The organism is Modestobacter sp. SYSU DS0290 (genome assembly GCF_054050955.1).
Genome location: NZ_JBJHAI010000004.1, coordinates 137800 through 152871 on the forward strand (window position 1 = coordinate 137800; position 15072 = coordinate 152871).

At 74.9% G+C, this 15072-nt stretch carries 15 protein-coding genes; 4 read left to right on the forward strand and 11 right to left on the reverse strand.

Annotated features, from left to right (window positions below):
* Window positions 1-2: 2 nt before the first annotated feature.
* From ACI795_RS06160 to ACI795_RS06170, 3 genes are all read right to left on the reverse strand, one after another.
* A complete protein-coding gene (locus ACI795_RS06160) occupies window positions 3-3116 on the reverse strand; it encodes a bifunctional [glutamine synthetase] adenylyltransferase/[glutamine synthetase]-adenylyl-L-tyrosine phosphorylase (RefSeq protein WP_457074410.1) in 3114 nt (1037 codons plus the stop codon).
* A gap of 2 nt (window positions 3117-3118) precedes the next feature.
* Window positions 3119-3865 (reverse strand): type 1 glutamine amidotransferase, encoded by a 747-nt coding sequence (locus ACI795_RS06165; RefSeq protein ID WP_457074412.1) that lies wholly within the window; start codon window positions 3863-3865, stop codon window positions 3119-3121.
* Between the two features lie 80 nt (window positions 3866-3945).
* Window positions 3946-5286 (reverse strand): glutamine synthetase family protein, encoded by a 1341-nt coding sequence (locus ACI795_RS06170; protein WP_457074414.1) that lies wholly within the window; start codon window positions 5284-5286, stop codon window positions 3946-3948.
* Window positions 5287-5540: 254 nt separating this feature from the next.
* Here ACI795_RS06170 and panB point away from each other — a divergent pair, with 254 nt between their 5' ends.
* Window positions 5541-6371 (forward strand): 3-methyl-2-oxobutanoate hydroxymethyltransferase, encoded by an 831-nt coding sequence (panB, locus tag ACI795_RS06175; protein ID WP_457074416.1) that lies wholly within the window; start codon window positions 5541-5543, stop codon window positions 6369-6371.
* An 83-nt stretch (window positions 6372-6454) separates the two neighbouring features.
* On the opposite strand, the gene npdG is transcribed toward panB, so the two are convergent.
* A complete protein-coding gene (npdG, locus tag ACI795_RS06180; RefSeq protein WP_457074417.1) occupies window positions 6455-7150 on the reverse strand; it encodes an NADPH-dependent F420 reductase in 696 nt (231 codons plus the stop codon).
* A 102-nt stretch (window positions 7151-7252) separates the two neighbouring features.
* Window positions 7253-7444 (reverse strand): hypothetical protein, encoded by a 192-nt coding sequence (locus ACI795_RS06185; RefSeq protein ID WP_457074418.1) that lies wholly within the window; start codon window positions 7442-7444, stop codon window positions 7253-7255.
* Between the two features lie 148 nt (window positions 7445-7592).
* Here ACI795_RS06185 and ACI795_RS06190 point away from each other — a divergent pair, with 148 nt between their 5' ends.
* Together ACI795_RS06190 and ACI795_RS06195 are read left to right on the forward strand one after the other, a co-directional pair.
* The gene (locus ACI795_RS06190) at window positions 7593-8759 is read left to right on the forward strand and encodes a diguanylate cyclase (protein WP_457074420.1); all 1167 of its coding nucleotides are present in this window, start codon (window positions 7593-7595) and stop codon (window positions 8757-8759) included.
* A 46-nt stretch (window positions 8760-8805) separates the two neighbouring features.
* Window positions 8806-10131 (forward strand): M24 family metallopeptidase, encoded by a 1326-nt coding sequence (locus ACI795_RS06195; RefSeq protein WP_457074422.1) that lies wholly within the window; start codon window positions 8806-8808, stop codon window positions 10129-10131.
* On the opposite strand, the gene ACI795_RS06200 is transcribed toward ACI795_RS06195, so the two are convergent.
* The 4 genes from ACI795_RS06200 to ACI795_RS06215 form a co-directional block, all read right to left on the reverse strand.
* Window positions 10109-10864: a potassium channel family protein gene (locus tag ACI795_RS06200; RefSeq protein WP_457074424.1), complete on the reverse strand. Its 756-nt coding sequence runs from the start codon at window positions 10862-10864 to the stop codon at window positions 10109-10111. The genes ACI795_RS06195 and ACI795_RS06200 overlap by 23 nt on opposite strands.
* 18 nt (window positions 10865-10882) lie before the next feature.
* Window positions 10883-11314 carry a ChaB family protein gene (locus tag ACI795_RS06205; RefSeq protein WP_457074425.1) on the reverse strand — a complete coding sequence of 144 codons (432 nt, stop codon included), beginning with the start codon at window positions 11312-11314 and terminating at the stop codon, window positions 10883-10885.
* Between the two features lie 91 nt (window positions 11315-11405).
* Window positions 11406-12128: a polysaccharide deacetylase family protein gene (locus ACI795_RS06210; RefSeq protein ID WP_457074426.1), complete on the reverse strand. Its 723-nt coding sequence runs from the start codon at window positions 12126-12128 to the stop codon at window positions 11406-11408.
* Window positions 12125-13261: an endo-1,4-beta-xylanase gene (locus ACI795_RS06215; RefSeq protein WP_457074428.1), complete on the reverse strand. Its 1137-nt coding sequence runs from the start codon at window positions 13259-13261 to the stop codon at window positions 12125-12127. Before ACI795_RS06215 ends, ACI795_RS06210 begins: the two co-directional genes overlap by 4 nt.
* Window positions 13262-13500: 239 nt before the next feature.
* Here ACI795_RS06215 and ACI795_RS06220 point away from each other — a divergent pair, with 239 nt between their 5' ends.
* Complete coding sequence (locus ACI795_RS06220) at window positions 13501-14520, forward strand: LacI family DNA-binding transcriptional regulator (RefSeq protein ID WP_457074430.1); 1020 nt, start codon at window positions 13501-13503, stop codon at window positions 14518-14520.
* A gap of 53 nt (window positions 14521-14573) precedes the next feature.
* Here ACI795_RS06220 and ACI795_RS06225 read toward each other — a convergent pair whose 3' ends face one another.
* The gene (locus ACI795_RS06225) at window positions 14574-14789 is read right to left on the reverse strand and encodes a hypothetical protein (protein ID WP_457074431.1); all 216 of its coding nucleotides are present in this window, start codon (window positions 14787-14789) and stop codon (window positions 14574-14576) included.
* A 22-nt stretch (window positions 14790-14811) separates the two neighbouring features.
* Entirely contained in the window at window positions 14812-15069 is a 258-nt protein-coding gene (locus ACI795_RS06230; RefSeq protein ID WP_457074432.1) for a DUF2795 domain-containing protein, read from the reverse strand.
* Window positions 15070-15072 lie beyond the last annotated feature (3 nt).

Sequence of the window (15072 nt, forward strand, 5' to 3'; positions counted from 1 at the left end):
GGTCAGGACTCCTCGGTGCGGCCGTAGAAGACCGATTCGACGACGGTGCGCGCGTGCCGGGTGACCCGCCGGTAGTCGTCGAGGAACTGGCCGGGGTCGGTGTCGGGACCGTAGCCGCAGGCGCGCGCCACCCCGCCCAGCTCCAGGCCCTGCCGGGGCAGCTGGTCGCCGGGGCGCCCGCGCACCAGGAAGACGGCGTTGCGGGCGCGGCTGGCCAGCTCCCACGCCGTCTGCAGGGCGGTCCGCTGGTCGTCGGTGAGCAACCCGGCGGCGGCGAGGGCGTCCAGCGCGGTCACCGTGGAGGTCACCCGCAGCGGCGGGTGGGCTGCGGCGTGCTCCAGCTGGAGCAGCTGCACCGTCCACTCGACGTCGGCCAGGCCGCCGCGCCCGAGCTTGGTGTGCGTGGCCGGGTCCGCGCCACGGGGCAGTCGCTCGCTGTCCACCCGCGCCTTGATCCGGCGGATCTCCGCGATCTGGTCGCTGCTGAGCCCGGCGGCCGGGTAGCGCAGCGGGTCGACGAGGCGGACGAACTCCCGCCCCAGCTCCTCGTCGCCGGCCACCGGGTCGGCGCGCAGCAGCGCCTGCACCTCCCAGGTGGACACCCAGCGCTGGTAGTACTCGGCGAAGGCCTCCAGGCTGCGCGACAGCGCACCCTGCCGGCCCTCGGGACGCAGGTCGGCGTCCACCTCGAACGCGGGGTCCGGGGCCGGCTCGCCCAGCAGCCGGCGCAGGGTGTGCGCGACGTTGTTCGCCGCGGCGGCCGCCTTCGCCTGGTCGGCGCCGGGCCGCACCCGGTGCACGAAGAGGACGTCGGCGTCCGAGCCGTAGCCCATCTCCGCACCACCCAGCCGGCCCATGCCGATCACTGCCAGGTCGACCGGCACGTCGGCGGCGGTGGTGCCGGTCTCGGCGGCCCAGCTGCGCACCGCGGCGTCCAGCCCGGCGCGCAGGGTGGCGACGGCGACGGCGTGCAGCGCCTGCCCGACCCGGACGACGTCCAGCCGGCCGAGCAGGTCCGCGCAGGCGATGCGCAGCAGCTCCTGCCGGCGCAGCGCGCGCAGCACCTGCATGCCGGCGGCGGCGCCGCCGGCCCGGGACACCGCCTGCCGCCAGGCGGAGGTCAGCGCGTCGGAGCTGCGCGGCTCCAGCTGGGCGTCGTCGGCCAGGGTCCGCATCGCCTCGGGGGTGCGGGTCAGCAGCCCCGCGATGTACTGGCTGGAGCCCAGCAGCACGGCCAGCCGCTCGGCGGTGCGCCCCTCGTCGCGCAGCAGCCGGAGGAACCACTGGTCGTTCCCGAGCGCCTCGCTGACCCGGCGGTAGGCCAGCAGGCCGGCATCGGGGTCAGCGCAGGAGGCGAAGGTCTGCAGCAGCACCGGGAGCAGGTAACGCTGCATGGAGGCCGAGCGGCTCAGCCCGCCGGTCAGCACGCCCATGTGCCGCAGGGCGCCGTCGGGGTCGGCGAAGCCCAGGGCCCGCAGCCACTCCCCCGCGGCCTTGGGCCCCAGCTGCAGCTGCGCGCCGGGCACCTTCGCCACCGAGGACAGCAGCGGCCGGTAGAAGAGCTTCTCGTGCAGCCGGCGCACCACCCGGGTGTGCAGGGCGAGCTCGGCGCGCAGCACCGCCACCGAGTCGCCGCGGTCGTCGGGCTTGTAGCCCAGCGAGCGGGCCAGCCAGCGCAGCTGGTCGTCGGCGACCGGGATGAGGTGGGTTCGGCGCAGCCGGAGCAGCTGCAGGCGGTGCTCGACGGTGCGCAGGAAGCGGTAGGCCGACACCAGGGTCGAGGCGTCCTCCCGGCCGATGTAGCCACCGGCCCCGAGCACGGTGAGCGCCGGGATGGTGCCGCCCACGCGCAGGGTGACGTCGGCGCGGCCGTGCACCAGCTGCAGCAGCTGGACGCTGAACTCCACGTCGCGCAGCCCGCCGCGGCCCAGCTTCAGCTCCCGGTCCGCCTGGGCAGCGGGGATGTGCTGCTCGACCCGGCGGCGCATCGCCTGGATCTCCCCGACGAACCCGGGCCGGTCACCGGCCTGCCACACCAGCGGTTCCAGCGCGTCGACGTACTCACGCCCCAGGGCCGGGTCACCGGCGACGGGGCGCATCTTCAGCAGCGCCTGGAACTCCCAGGTGCTGGCCCACTTCTCGTAGTAGGCCCGGTGCCCGGCCAGGGTGCGGACCAGCACGCCGGCCTTGCCCTCGGGGCGCAGCGCCGCGTCGACCTCCCAGGCCGCTTCCCCGCAGATCCGCATCAGGGCACCGGCGACCCGGGTGGCGGTGGCCAGGGCGGCCGCCTCGTCGGCGCCGTCGGGGGCGTCGGCCAGCGCCTCGGCGACGAAGACGACGTCGACGTCGCTGACGTAGTTGAGCTCGCGCCCGCCGGCCTTGCCGAGCCCGATGACCGCCAGCCGGCAGGGCGCCGACCCGGGCGGCTGCTCGGCCACGGCCAGGGCCAGCCCGGCGGTGAGCACCGCCGCGGCGATGTCGGCGAGCTCGCCGGCCACCTCGTCGGCGGGCAGACCGTCGGCGATGTCCCGGCCGGCGAGGGAGAGGACGGCGCGGAGGTAGGCGTTGTGCAGGTCGCGGACGCGGGCCGGGTCGGCGTCCGGCGCCGCGGTGCCCAGGCCCACCCCCCACGGCGGGTCGTCGGGGTCGGCCCCGACGGCGAACAACAGCTGCTGCTCCAGCTCCTGCGGGCTGGGCCGGGCGCCCCAGCGGTCCTCGGTGTCGAGCACCACCCAGTCGGCGGGCTGGGCGGCGAGGTGGTCACCGAGCCCGGCAGAGGCGCCGAGCACCCCGAGCAGCCGGGTCCGCACCATCGCCGAGCCCCGCAGCCGAGCGAGCAGCGCGGCGGCGGCCTCGCCGTCGGAGTCCATCTCGTCGAGCGCCTCGATCAGCCGGCCCAGCGAGCGCAGCGCCAGGTCGGGGTCGCCCGCGCGGGCCAGGGCGGAGACCACCGGGGCGGCCTCCGGGTCGGCGGGCTCGTTGCGGTCCAGGTCCCACAGGCCCAGCGACGGGTCCGACAGCTGCCGGGCGGCGCGCTCGCCGTCCTCGAACCCCAGCCGGACCAGGCGGACGACGGCGCGCCGTGGGATCTCGTCGTCCTGCTGCGCGGTGGTCACCGTCAGCCCCCGGCCGGCGCGGGACGGGTGCGGGCGTGCTCGGTGACCAGCGCGGCGAACCGGCCGGCGAACGGCGCCCACACCTCCGCGACGTCGGGCAGCACCGCCGCGGCCCGGGCGCAGACGGTGTCCACGTCGGTGCCGCTGCTGGCCACCCCGACCGGGTCGGAGCCGGCCCACTGGCGCAGCACCGCCTCGTCGGGCTCGACGTGGAACTGCAGCCCGTACACGTGCCGGCCGACCCGGTACGCCTGGTGCGGGTAGGCGGGGTTGCTGGCCAGCAGCGTCGCGCCGGCCGGCAGGCGGTCGATCTCGTCGTGGTGCCACTGCAGCACGTCCGGCGACAGCGGCAGCGGGGCGAACAGCGGATCGGCGTCGGCGGCGTCCCGCTTGGCCACCAGCGTGGCGCCGACCTCCGGGCCGCCGGCGCCCACCCGGGTGCTGCCGCCGCCGACCTGGGCCAGCAGCTGCGCACCCAGGCAGATGGCCAGCGTCGGCACGTCGGCGGCCAGCGCCTGGGCCAGCAGGCGCCGGACCCCGACGAGCTCCGGGGAGACCTCCTCGGCGTCCAGCGAGGACTGCGGCCCGCCGAGCACCAGCAGCCCGTCGACGCCGGTCAGGTCGCCGGGCAGCGGCTCCCCGCGGGACAGCCGCCGCTCGTCGAGCTCCAGGCCGGCGTCCCGCAGCCACTCCCCCAGCCGGGTCGGCGGGTCGGTGTCGGACGGGACGACGACGAGCAGGCGGGCCACGTGGGTGAGCTTATGGAACGGCCCCCTCGCAGGGACCCGCGGCGTGCGGAGCACGTCGTGGGGGGCGAGGGGGTCCTTCCTCAGAGCCCGGGGAGGTAGCGCTGCAGCTCGAAGGGCGTGACGTTCTGCCGGTAGGCGTTGAACTCCTCCCACTTGTTGCGCAGGAAGAACTGGAACACGTGCTCGCCCAGGGTCTCGGCGACCAGCTCACTGCCCTCCATGGCGGTCAGCGCCTCACCGAGGGAGACCGGGAGGTCCTGGTAGCCGGCGGCGCGGCGCTCGGTGTCGGTCAGCGACCAGACGTCGTCCTCGGCCTCCGGCGGCAGCTCGTAGCCCTTCTCGATGCCACGCAGCCCGGCGGCGAGCAGCACGGCGAAGGTCAGGTACGGGTTGCAGGCGGAGTCCGGGGAGCGGACCTCGACCCGTGCCGAGTTGCCCTTGTTCGGCTTGTAGGAGGGCAGCCGGACCAGCGCGGAACGGTTGGCCCGGCCCCAGGTGGCCGCGGTCGGCGCCTCGGTGCCGGCGAGCAGCCGCCGGTAGGAGTTGACCGTCTGGTTGGTGACCGCGGTCATCTCCCGGGCGTGGGTCAGCAGCCCGGCGATGAACTGCTTGGCCGTCGTCGACAGCCGCATCGGGTCCGACGCGTCGTGGAAGGCGTTGCGGTCGCCCTCGAACAGCGACAGGTGGGTGTGCATCGCCGAGCCGGCCAGCTCGGTGAACGGCTTGGGCATGAAGGTGGCGTGCACCCCCTGGGCCAGCGCGACCTCCCGCACCACGTGCCGCAGCGTCATGATGTTGTCGGCCATGGACAGCGCGTCGGCGTAGCGCAGGTCGATCTCCTGCTGGCCGGGCGCGACCTCGTGGTGGCTGAACTCCACCGAGATGCCCATCGCCTCGAGCGCGAAGACCGCCTCGCGCCGGAAGTCGTGCGCGACGTTGTGCGTGGAGAGGTCGAAGTAGCCGCCGGTGTCCGCCGGCTGCGGCGGCGTGCCGTCGCTGGGCAGGTCCTTGAGCAGGAAGAACTCGACCTCGGGATGGGTGTAGAAGGTGAACCCCATGTCCGCGGCCTTGGCGAGGGTGCGGCGCAGCACGTGCCGCGGGTCGGCCCACGCCGGCGCCCCGTCGGGCAGCGTGATGTCGCAGAACATCCGGGCCGTGTCGCTGGCCTGGCCCTTGGCCGCCGGCATCACCTGGAAGGTGCCCGGGTCGGGCTTGGCCAGCATGTCGGACTCGTAGACCCGGGCGAAGCCCTCGATCGCCGAGCCGTCGAAGCCGATGCCCTCCGCGAACGCCGCCTCGATCTCGGCCGGGGCGACGGCGACGGCTTTGAGGTATCCGGAGACGTCGGTGAACCACAGCCGCACGAAGCGGATGTCGCGCTCCTCCAGGGTGCGCAGGACGAACTCCTGCTGGCGGTCCATGCTCGCCATGCTGGCCTCCGGTCGTGACGGTCGTGTTACGCGGGCCCCAGCGTGCCCCCTGAGAGGGGTGGGCACGAGTGGGATGCGGGGTCGGGGTCCAGATCGGCGGTCCGCGGTCCGGTCGGCACCGGGGGCGGGCGCACCGCCGCGCACGGGCAGGACGAAGATCTCCCCCGGCACCGCCCGCCGGGGGTGCCACTCACCGTCAGCGCCGCGCGGCCCGCCGCCGGCGTCGCGAAGGGAGCGGCTGCGCCATGACCGAGTCGGTGCTCTACGGCGGCACGTCCACCGCCCGGGTGCGCGTGCACCACCTGCAGCAGGCCAAGGAGCGGGGCGAGAAGTGGGCCATGCTCACCGCCTACGACACGGTCAGCGCCGCGGTCTTCGAGGAGGCCGGGATCCCGGTGCTGCTCGTGGGCGACTCCGCCGGCAACGTCGTGCTCGGTCACACCAGCACGGTGCCGGTGACGGTCGAGGACCTCCTGCTGCTGACCAAGGCGGTCACCCGGTCCACGACGCGGTCGCTGATCGTCGCCGACCTGCCCTTCGGCAGCTACGAGTCCGGGCCGCAGCAGGCCTACGAGAGCGCCGTGCGGATGATGAAGGAGGGCGGCGCGCAGGCGGTGAAGCTGGAGGGCGGGGTCCGGGTGGCCCCGCAGATCCGCCTGCTGACCGAGGCCGGCATCCCGGTGATGGCGCACATCGGCTTCACCCCGCAGAGCGAGCACGCCCTGGGCGGCTTCCGGGTGCAGGGCCGCGGCGCCGGCGCCGAGCAGCTGCTGGCCGACGCGCGGGCGGTGCAGGAGGCCGGCGCGTTCGCCGTCGTCCTGGAGATGGTGCCGGCGGCCGTCGCCGGCCAGGTGACCGCCGAGCTCGCCATCCCCACCATCGGCATCGGCGCGGGCCCCGACTGCGACGCCCAGGTGCTGGTGTGGCCGGACATGGCCGGGCTCACCGGCGGCCGGGTGCCGAGGTTCGTGAAGAAGTACGCCGACCTGCGCGCCGAGCTGCTGCGGGCGGCCCGGGAGTACGCCGACGAGGTCCGCGAGGGCGTCTTCCCGGGACCGGAGCACAGCTTCGACTGAGCACCCCCGGCCGTCAGGCCACGAAACGGCTCAGCGCAGGCCGGAACGGCACCCGGCCGCGGTGCGGCCGGAGGATCGCCGTGTCAGACGTCGGTGATGCGGACGCCGGCGTGCGCCTTGTAGCGGCGGTTGACCGACACCAGGTTGATCGTCAGCGCCTCGACCTGCTGGGCGTTGCGCAGCCGCCCGGCGTAGACCCCGCGCATCCCCGGCAGCCGCCCGGCCAGGGCCTGCACCACGTCGGTGGCCTCCCGGGTGTCGCCGACGACCAGCACGTCGCCGTCGAGGGTGGGTCGGGAGAGGTCCTCCAGCAGGACGGCGGACAAGTGGTGGAAGGCGCCGACGACGAAGCTGTCCGGCAGCAGCACCGCGGCCTGCTGGCACACGCTGCCCTCGGGGACGTCGAGCACGTAGGCCCCGAGCTCGTCCCAGCCCATCGGCACCACGCAGTCGACGACGACCTTGCCGGCCAGCGGGGTCGCGAGCTCGGCCAGGGTGTCGGCGTGCCCGGCGTAGGGGACGGCGACGACGACCAGGTCGGCCGCTCCGGCGACGTCGGTGTTCGACCCGCCGCGGACCGAGACCTCCACGCCGCCCGCGGCCGCGCCGGCCCGGGTGGCGACCTCGGTGGCGACCTGCTCGGCACGTCCGGCGTCCCGGGAGCCGAGCAGCACGCGCTGCCCGGCAGCGGCCAGCCGCACGGCCAGCCCACGGCCCTGCGGCCCGGTGCCCCCGAGCACGCCGACCACGAGGTCCTCCAGCGCACGTCCGTCCGTCACGAGCCCTCCCGCCGCTCCGGCCGCGCACCGGCGCGCGCCCGCTGCCGACGATCATGCCCCTCCCGGCCGTTCCCGGCCGACCGGACACCGGCGGAGGGCCGCTCAGCGGCGGCGCCCCTCCTCCCACTCGCGGTCGGCGGCGTCGGCCGCCTCGTTGCGCTCGGCGACCTTCGCGAGCGCCTGCTCGGCCTCCTCGCGGGTCTCGAACGGACCGAGCCGGTGCCGCTCGGCACAGCCGTCGCGGGTCTCCACCGCGTGGTGCTTCAGGCAGTAGAACCAGGGACCTGCGGCCACGTCGGCCTCCTCTCTCCTCGGACCGCTCCAGCCTCGCACCCGGGTGCGGTGTGCGCCGTCCGTGCGACGTCCCCACGGACCTCGCGGTACCGGAACGGGCAGCTCAGCAGGCCTTCTGCCGGAGCCGCCGGTGGTGCATCCTGCTGCCATGACGGGGCAGCGGGGGCCGGGTACGGAGCGTCACCGACGATCGTGGGGCGCCCCCGACCGGCCGGCCGGACGGGCCCCGGACAACCGGGTCGCCGCCTGGTGCCTGGCCTCGCTGCTGGCCGTGGGCGCCGGCCTGGGCTCGCTGAACCTCGTCATCGACGGCGTGCTGCGCCCCGGCCCGCCCCGGTGGCTGTACGCCGGCGCGATGACCGCGCTGCTGGTCATGGGCATCGCCCTCGCGGTGCGGCGGCGGGTGGGCCCGGCCACCACGGCCGCGCTGGTGGTCGTGGGCGACGTCGTCTACGTGGTGGTGGCCCGCTCGGTCACCGACCCGCTGCTGTACTCCCCGCCGCTGATGCTGCTGTTCTGCTGCGCGGCGGCGGCCTGGTTCCTCGGCCCCCGGATGCTGGCCGTGCACATGACCCTGGTGGTGGTGGCCTGCGTCGCCGCCCTGGCCGGCAGCCACCCCGACCCGGCCGGGCTGCTGGTGCAGGTCACGGTGAACGCGGTGGTGCTGGACCTGGTCACCTTCGGCGTCTTCCTGCTGCGCCGCCGGGTGGAACGGCTGCTGACCCACACCCGGGCGCTCTCCTCGACCGACCCGCTGACCGGCCTGGCCAACCGCCGGTGCCTGGTGGAGCAGGCCCCGCGGATCTGGCGCCAGGCCCACCGGGAGGGGCAGCGGGTGGCCGCCCTGGTGCTCGACCTGGACCACTTCAAGCGGCTGAACGACGCCTTCGGTCACGCGGTCGGTGACGACGTGCTGCGCTGCGTGGCCGCGGCACTGGCCGCCACCGTGCGCCCGACCGACGTGCTGGCCCGCACCGGCGGCGAGGAGCTGGTGGTCATCGGCCTGGCCGTGGACCCGGCCGAGGCGCGCCACCTGGCGGAGCGGCTGCGCACCGCGGTGGCCGTCAGCTCCGCCGGGCGGGACCGGGAGGTGACCGTCTCCATCGGGGTCGCGCTCGCCCGTCCCGGTGTCGCCGAGGACCCGACGGAGGCGCTGTGGCGGCTGGTCGACCGCGCCGACGCGGCGATGTACCGGGCGAAGGAGGGCGGCCGGGACCAGGTGGTGCTGGCCGGCACCCACCTCGTCCCGGTCCCCCGCGACCCCCGGCGGCCCTCCGCCGAGGCCTCCGACCCGGCGGCCGGTGGCATGGCGTGACGGCATCCGTGCGGTGGACCGCCGCCGGTTCTGCTTTCCTGCCCCCATGACCGTGATCACGCCCGGGCACCCGGGCCCCGACCCGACCCGCACCGTGCCGCTGTCGCTGCGCGAGCAGGCCGACGTCCGCGACCGCTGGCTCACCCAGCGGCTGCTGGACCTGCTGCCGGGGCTGATGGACCGCGCGGGCATCGACCTGTGGGTGGTCGTGGGCCGGGAGTACAACGAGGACCCGGTGCTGCCGACGCTGCTGCCGGCGACCTGGCTGTCGGCCCGGCGGCGCACGATCCTGCTGTTCCACCGCAGCGACGACGGGGTCACCGCCGCCGCCGTCTCGCGCTACCCGGTCGGCCAGTTCCAGCCGGCCTGGTCCCACGGCGAGCGCCCCGGGCTCAGCACCGAGGAGTCGCAGTGGGCGTCGGTGCGCCGGTTCGTCGACCAGGCGGCGCCCCGGACCATCGGCATCGACGTGTCGGCGACGTTCGCGCACGCCGACGGCCTGTCCGCCACCGAGCACCGGCTGCTGCTGGCCGCGCTCGGCCCGCACGCAGACCGGGTCGTCCCTGCGGAGCAGCTGGTCGTCGGCTGGCTGGAGACCCGGCTGCCGGAGGAGATCGCGGCGCTGCACGCGATGAACCGGCTGGTCCACGAGGTGATCGGGCAGGCCTTCTCCCCCGCGGTCATCGAGGTCGGGCGCACGACGGCGCTGGACGTCGCGTGGTGGATCCGGCAGCGGTTCGCCGACCTGGGCGTGGACCCGTGGTTCCAGCCGACCGTGGGGCTGCAGCGCGCCGGCACCCCGCTGGTCGGCGAGCACGGCACGGTGCTGCCCGGCGTCCCCTACGACGCCGTCGTCGAGCCCGGCGACCTGCTGCACTGCGACGTCGGGCTGTCGAGCCTGGGGCTGACCACCGACACGCAGCGCAACGCCTACGTGCTCCGGCCCGGGGAGACCCGGCCGCCGGCCGGCCTGACCGAGGCGCTCCGGGTGGGCAACCGGATGCAGGACCTGACGACGGCGGCGCTGCAGCCGGGCTGCACCGGCGACCAGGTGCTCGCCGCCGCCCGCGCCGCGGCGGCTGCGGCCGGGATCGACGGCGACGTCTACTCCCACCCGGTCGGCGTCCACGGGCACGGCGCCGGCCCGGCGATCGGCATGTGGGACCAGCAGGACGGCGTCCCCGGTGCCGGCGCGGCGGTGGTGCACCCGGACACCGTCTGGGCGCTGGAGCTGTGCGTCCGGGTGCCGGTGCCGGAGTGGGGCGGTCAGCTGGTCCGGATGGGGCTGGAGCAGGGCATCGCGCTCACCACCGGCGGGGTCGAGTACCTCGACGGCCGGCAGACCGAGCTCATCGCGGTCGCGTCGTCCTGAGCTGCTCCTCGCCCAGCTGGGCGCGCAGGCCGCGGACCTCCTCGGCCAGGGCGCGCACCTCGGCCCGCAGCGCGTCGTCGTCCCGCTGGTCCTGCTCCTGCGCCGCGTCGGCCACCCGGCCGACGAACCAGGAGGCGACCGCGGCGGTGACCACCCCCAGCAGGGCGATGCCGCCGACCATGAGCAGCACGGCGACCAGCCGCCCCTCGGCGGTCACCGGGTAGGTGTCGCCGTAGCCGACGGTGGTGATGGTGGTCAGCGCCCACCAGACCGCGTCGCCGTAGCTGGTGATCACCGCGTCCGGGGCGTCCCGCTCGGCGTCGTAGACCGCCAGCGAGGCCATGAAGGAGATCAGCACCGCGATCAGCGTGACGTACCAGGCCACCCGGCCGTGCAGCGAGACGGTGAGCTTGCGGTCGAGCACCCGCGCGACCCGGACCAGGCTGATGATCCGCAGCGGTCGCAGCAGCGGCAGCAGCACCGCCAGCCCGTCGACCCAGTTCCGCCGGACGAACCGCCAGCGGCGCTCGGCCAGCACCAGCCGGACCAGGTAGTCGCCGAGGAAGACCGGCCAGGCCGCGAGGGTGACGACGGTCAGCGTCGTCTGCACCCACTCCGGGACCCCCGGCCGCAGCACGCGCCACGCGTAGGCGGTGACGAACAGCAGCGCGACGACGACGAGCGGCCACTGGCTGGCGCGCTCGTAGCGGGCCCTGATCTCCTCCCGGTGCACCCGCTCAGTGTCGCCGGGTCACTTCTCCCGCGCCTCGGCGGTCTTCCGGTCGTTGGACTTCTGCAGCGCGTCGGCGAGCTCGTCCTTGTCCATCGTCGAGCGACCCGGGATGTCGGCGTCCTTGGCCAGGTCGTAGAGGTGGGACTTGGAGGCGTTCGCGTCGACCCCGCCCTTGCTGTCCAGATCGGTGCCGGCGTTCCCCTGGGCCGACTGCTCGTCACTCGGGCCCTTCCGGTCGCCCTCCTTGGGCTCCCAGTGGTCGCCGACCTTCTCGTGGGTGTGCTTCACCGCGCCCCAGGCGACGCGGTTGGCCCGCTGCTCGTCCCCGTACTCCTCCGCGGCGGAGTCGTGCGCCTTGGCGAAGGTGCGCTGCGCCTTCTCGTCCGAGCGCTGCAGCGTGCTGGGGATCTCGCTCTGCTTCGCGTCGCCGCTCTTCGTCGTCTTCGGCACCGTTCCTCCTCCGGCTCGTCGGTGGACCGACGCAGGAGCGGCTACCCGGTGGGGAGCCCGGCCAGTCACCGGGCTCCCCACCGGGTGCGGTTCAGCGACGGGCCGGCAGGGTGAAGCGCCAGCCCTGGGCCCGCAGCTCGGTGATCAGCCGGTCCACGGCCTCGACCGTGCCGCTGCGGTCGCCGCCCCCGTCGTGGAGCAGCGCCACGTCACGCGGGCTCATCCGCTCGTACGCCCGCTGCACCAGCACGTCCGCGCCGGGCTCCTCCCAGTCCCCGACGTCGAAGCCCCAGCCCAGCGGCTGCAGCCCGAGCCCGGCGGCGACCTGGGCGCTCTGCCCCCAGCTGCCGTAGGGCGCCCGGAAGTACCGCAGCTCCGCCCCCGGTGCCGCCTGGCGGATGACCGCGGTGGTCGCCGCCAGGTCGGCCCGGATCTGCTCCGGGGTCCAGGTGCTCAGGTCGGCGTGGGTCATCGTGTGGTTGCACAGCACGTGCCCGTCCGCGGCGATCTGCGCGACGAGCTCCGGGTGCTGCCGGACGTGGTCGCCCCAGAGGCAGAACACGGCGGTCACGTGGTGGCGCCGCAGCACCTCCAGCAGCGCCGGGGTGTCCTCCGGGTCGGGGCCGTCGTCGAAGGTCAACGCCAGCGTCCGGCCGCCCTGCTGGGTGGTGGTGACGATCTCGTCGGTCACCTTCCCGCCGGCCCACGGCGGTGCACCGGCCGAGGCCGGTGCCGCGCCGCCGACGACGAGCGCCCCGAGCAGTGCCGGCGCGACCAGCCGAAGGACCCGGGACCGGGTCAGGCCCCGGGTCACCGCCAGCCCAGCCAGCGGGCCTTGGCCAGGGTGAGGGCCAGCGCCCAGTAGGCGGGCTTGCGCGTGTAGTCCTCGAACATCACGTTGGCCGCGCCGGTGCCCTCGAAGAAGTGCGGCACCCACGAGTACTTGTCGTTGAAGCCCCAGATGGTGAAGCTGTTGCACTCCTCGACGCGCAGGCAGGCCTGCAGTGCCATGCGGTACCAGTCGGCCTGCTGGTCCAGCTGCTGCCAGGTGGGCCGGCCGTTCTCACCGAGCGGCATGCGGACGTCGAGCTCGGTGATCGCGGTCTCCAGGCCGAGGTCGTCGAAGCGCTGGAGGTTCTCCTGCAGGGTCGCCGGGAACGGGTACTCGAAGCTCAGGTGCGCCTGGGTGGCGAAGCCGTGCAGCGGCACGCCCTCGGCCAGCAGGTCCTGGGCGAGCGAGTAGTAGGCGTCGCTCTTGGCCCCGATGTCGTCGACGGCGTAGTCGTTGAGGAACAGCTTCGCCTGCGGGTCGGCCTCGTGCGCCCAGCGGAAGGCATCGGCGATGATGCCCGGGCCCAGCTCGCTGATCCAGATGTTCTCCGGCCGGAAGGTGGGGTTCGCGCCGTCGGTGAAGATCTCGTTGGCGACGTCCCACTGCTGGATCTTGCCGGCGTACCGGCCGACCACGGTCTGGATGTGGTCCTTCAGGATCGCGCGCAGCTCGTCGGGGGTGAAGTCGCCCTCCTGCAGCCACGCCGGGTTCTGGCTGTGCCACAGCAGGGTGTGGCCGCGCACGGCCTGCCCGTTGCGCTGGGCGAACTCGACGATCGCGTCGGCGGCGGCGAAGTCGTACCGGTCCTGCTCCGGGTGGATGAACTCCCACTTCATCTGGTTCTCCGGCGACAGGGAGCTGAACTCCTGCGCGAGCGCCTTGCGGTAGGGCTTGTCGAAGGTGAACGGGTCGGGGTAGTCCTGCTCCAGGTGGTGCCCACCGCCGGCGACGGCGGTGCCGATCTCCAGGTCGTGCGGCGCCACGGTGCGCAGGCCGAGCCGGTCGAGGACCTTGTGGACGCGCTGCTCCACGGCGTGGTCGGGTGCCCGACCACGTTCCCCGGCCGGGGCGGCAGCGGCCGGGGCGAGGGTGGCGCCGAGGAGGACGGGCAGCATGCCCACCCCCACGGCACACCGGACGAACGTTCGGGACAGGGACCGCTGGGGGCGCATGGCGCAACCTCTCGTCGGCGACGTTGCCAGTACCGGGAGTTTCCGGAAGTGCTGCGCGCCACATTAGGGACGGCTGTGGAGCGTGACAACCGGCGGTCGGCGTGTCCCGGTCTCACCCGGTCGGGGCTGGTGGACCGACCGCCGAGCCGTAGGGTGAGTCCTCCGACGAGGAGGAGGGCTCCGTGTCCGAGACCCAGACGCGCACGGTCACCATCGCGGCCATCGCGGCCGAGGCGGGGGTGTCCGTGCCGACGGTCTCGCGTGTGCTCAACGGCCGCTCCGACGTCGCCCCGAACACCCGCCAGCGGGTGGAGGCGCTGCTGCGCTCGCACGGCTACCAGCGGCGCGGCGGGCGTGCGCCGGAGAGCCCGAAGCTGGTCGACCTGGTGTTCAGCGACCTGGACAGCCCCTGGGCGGTGGAGATCATCCGCGGGGTCGAGGGGGCCGTGCACGCCGAGGGTGCGGGCACGGTGATCAGCGCGATCCACCGCCGGGCCAGCGACGCACGGGTGTGGCTGGACAACCTCCGCGCCCGGGCGAGCGACGGCGCGGTGCTGGTGACCAGCGCCCTGGACCCGGCGCTGGAGTCCGAGCTCCGCGAGCTGCACGTGCCCGCCGTGGTGATCGACCCCGCCGGCGTGCCCGCGCTCGACGTGCCGACCATCGGCGCGACCAACTGGGGCGGCGGGGTCAGCGCCACCGAGCACCTGCTCGGCCTGGGACACCGGCGGATCGGCTACGTCGGCGGCACGCCGTCGCTGTCGTGCAGCCGGGCCCGGCTCGGCGGGTACCGCGCGGGGCTGGCGGCGGCCGGGCTGCGCGTCGATCCGGACCTGGTGCTCGAGGGCGACTTCGGCTACGAGTCCGGGTTCGCCGCGGCGACTCGGCTGCTAGCCCTCCCCGAGCCGCCGACCGCGGTGTTCGCCGCCAACGACCAGATGGCGATGGGCGTCTACGAGGCGGTCCGGCGCAGGGGCCTGCGGGTGCCCGAGGACGTCAGCATCGTCGGCTTCGACGACCTGCCGGCGGCCCAGTGGTCCTCCCCGCCGCTGACCACGGTGCACCAGCCGCTGGCCGAGATGGGCATGGTCGCCGCCCGCACCCTGCTGCGGCTGGTCCGCGGAGAGCCGGTGGAGAGCCCCCGGCTGGAGCTGGCCACCGAGCTGGTGGTCCGGGACAGCACCGCACCCGCACCGGCCTGACGCACCACAGCGCCCCCCGAGGCATCCTCGGGGGGCGCTGTTCGTGGGCGTGCTCAGTCGGCGGTGTCGGAGCTCTGCCGGTGCCCGCCCTGGGCGTCGTCGGGGTCGGCGTGCACCGTGCGCTCCTCGGACTCGGCCAGGATCACCGCAGCCTGCAGCTCCGGGTCGGCGCTCGGCCCGACCGAGCGCTCCTCGGGCAGCAGCTCGGATCGCGACTCCACGTTCTCGTCGGTGACGTTGGCCAGCGCCTCGGGCGTCGGGTCCTTCATGCTCGGCACGGTGCTCTCCCCGTCAGAACCGGTGCTGCTCGGTGCCCATGCCCAGGGCCGCGGCGACCTCCTGGACGTTGGCGAACTCGGCGTGGGCGGGCAGCCGGTGCAGGGCGGAGAGGACGCCGTCCGGAGCGTTGGACTCCTGTGCCTTGGCCACGAGCGTGTCGCGGTCGGCCGGCCAGACCTCCTTGCCCAGGGCCTCGGCGATCTGCGCGCGCCGCTCGACGTCGGCCGGGTCGGTGCCCGGGGAGGTGGCGGGCTGGTGGGGGTCGGTCATCGG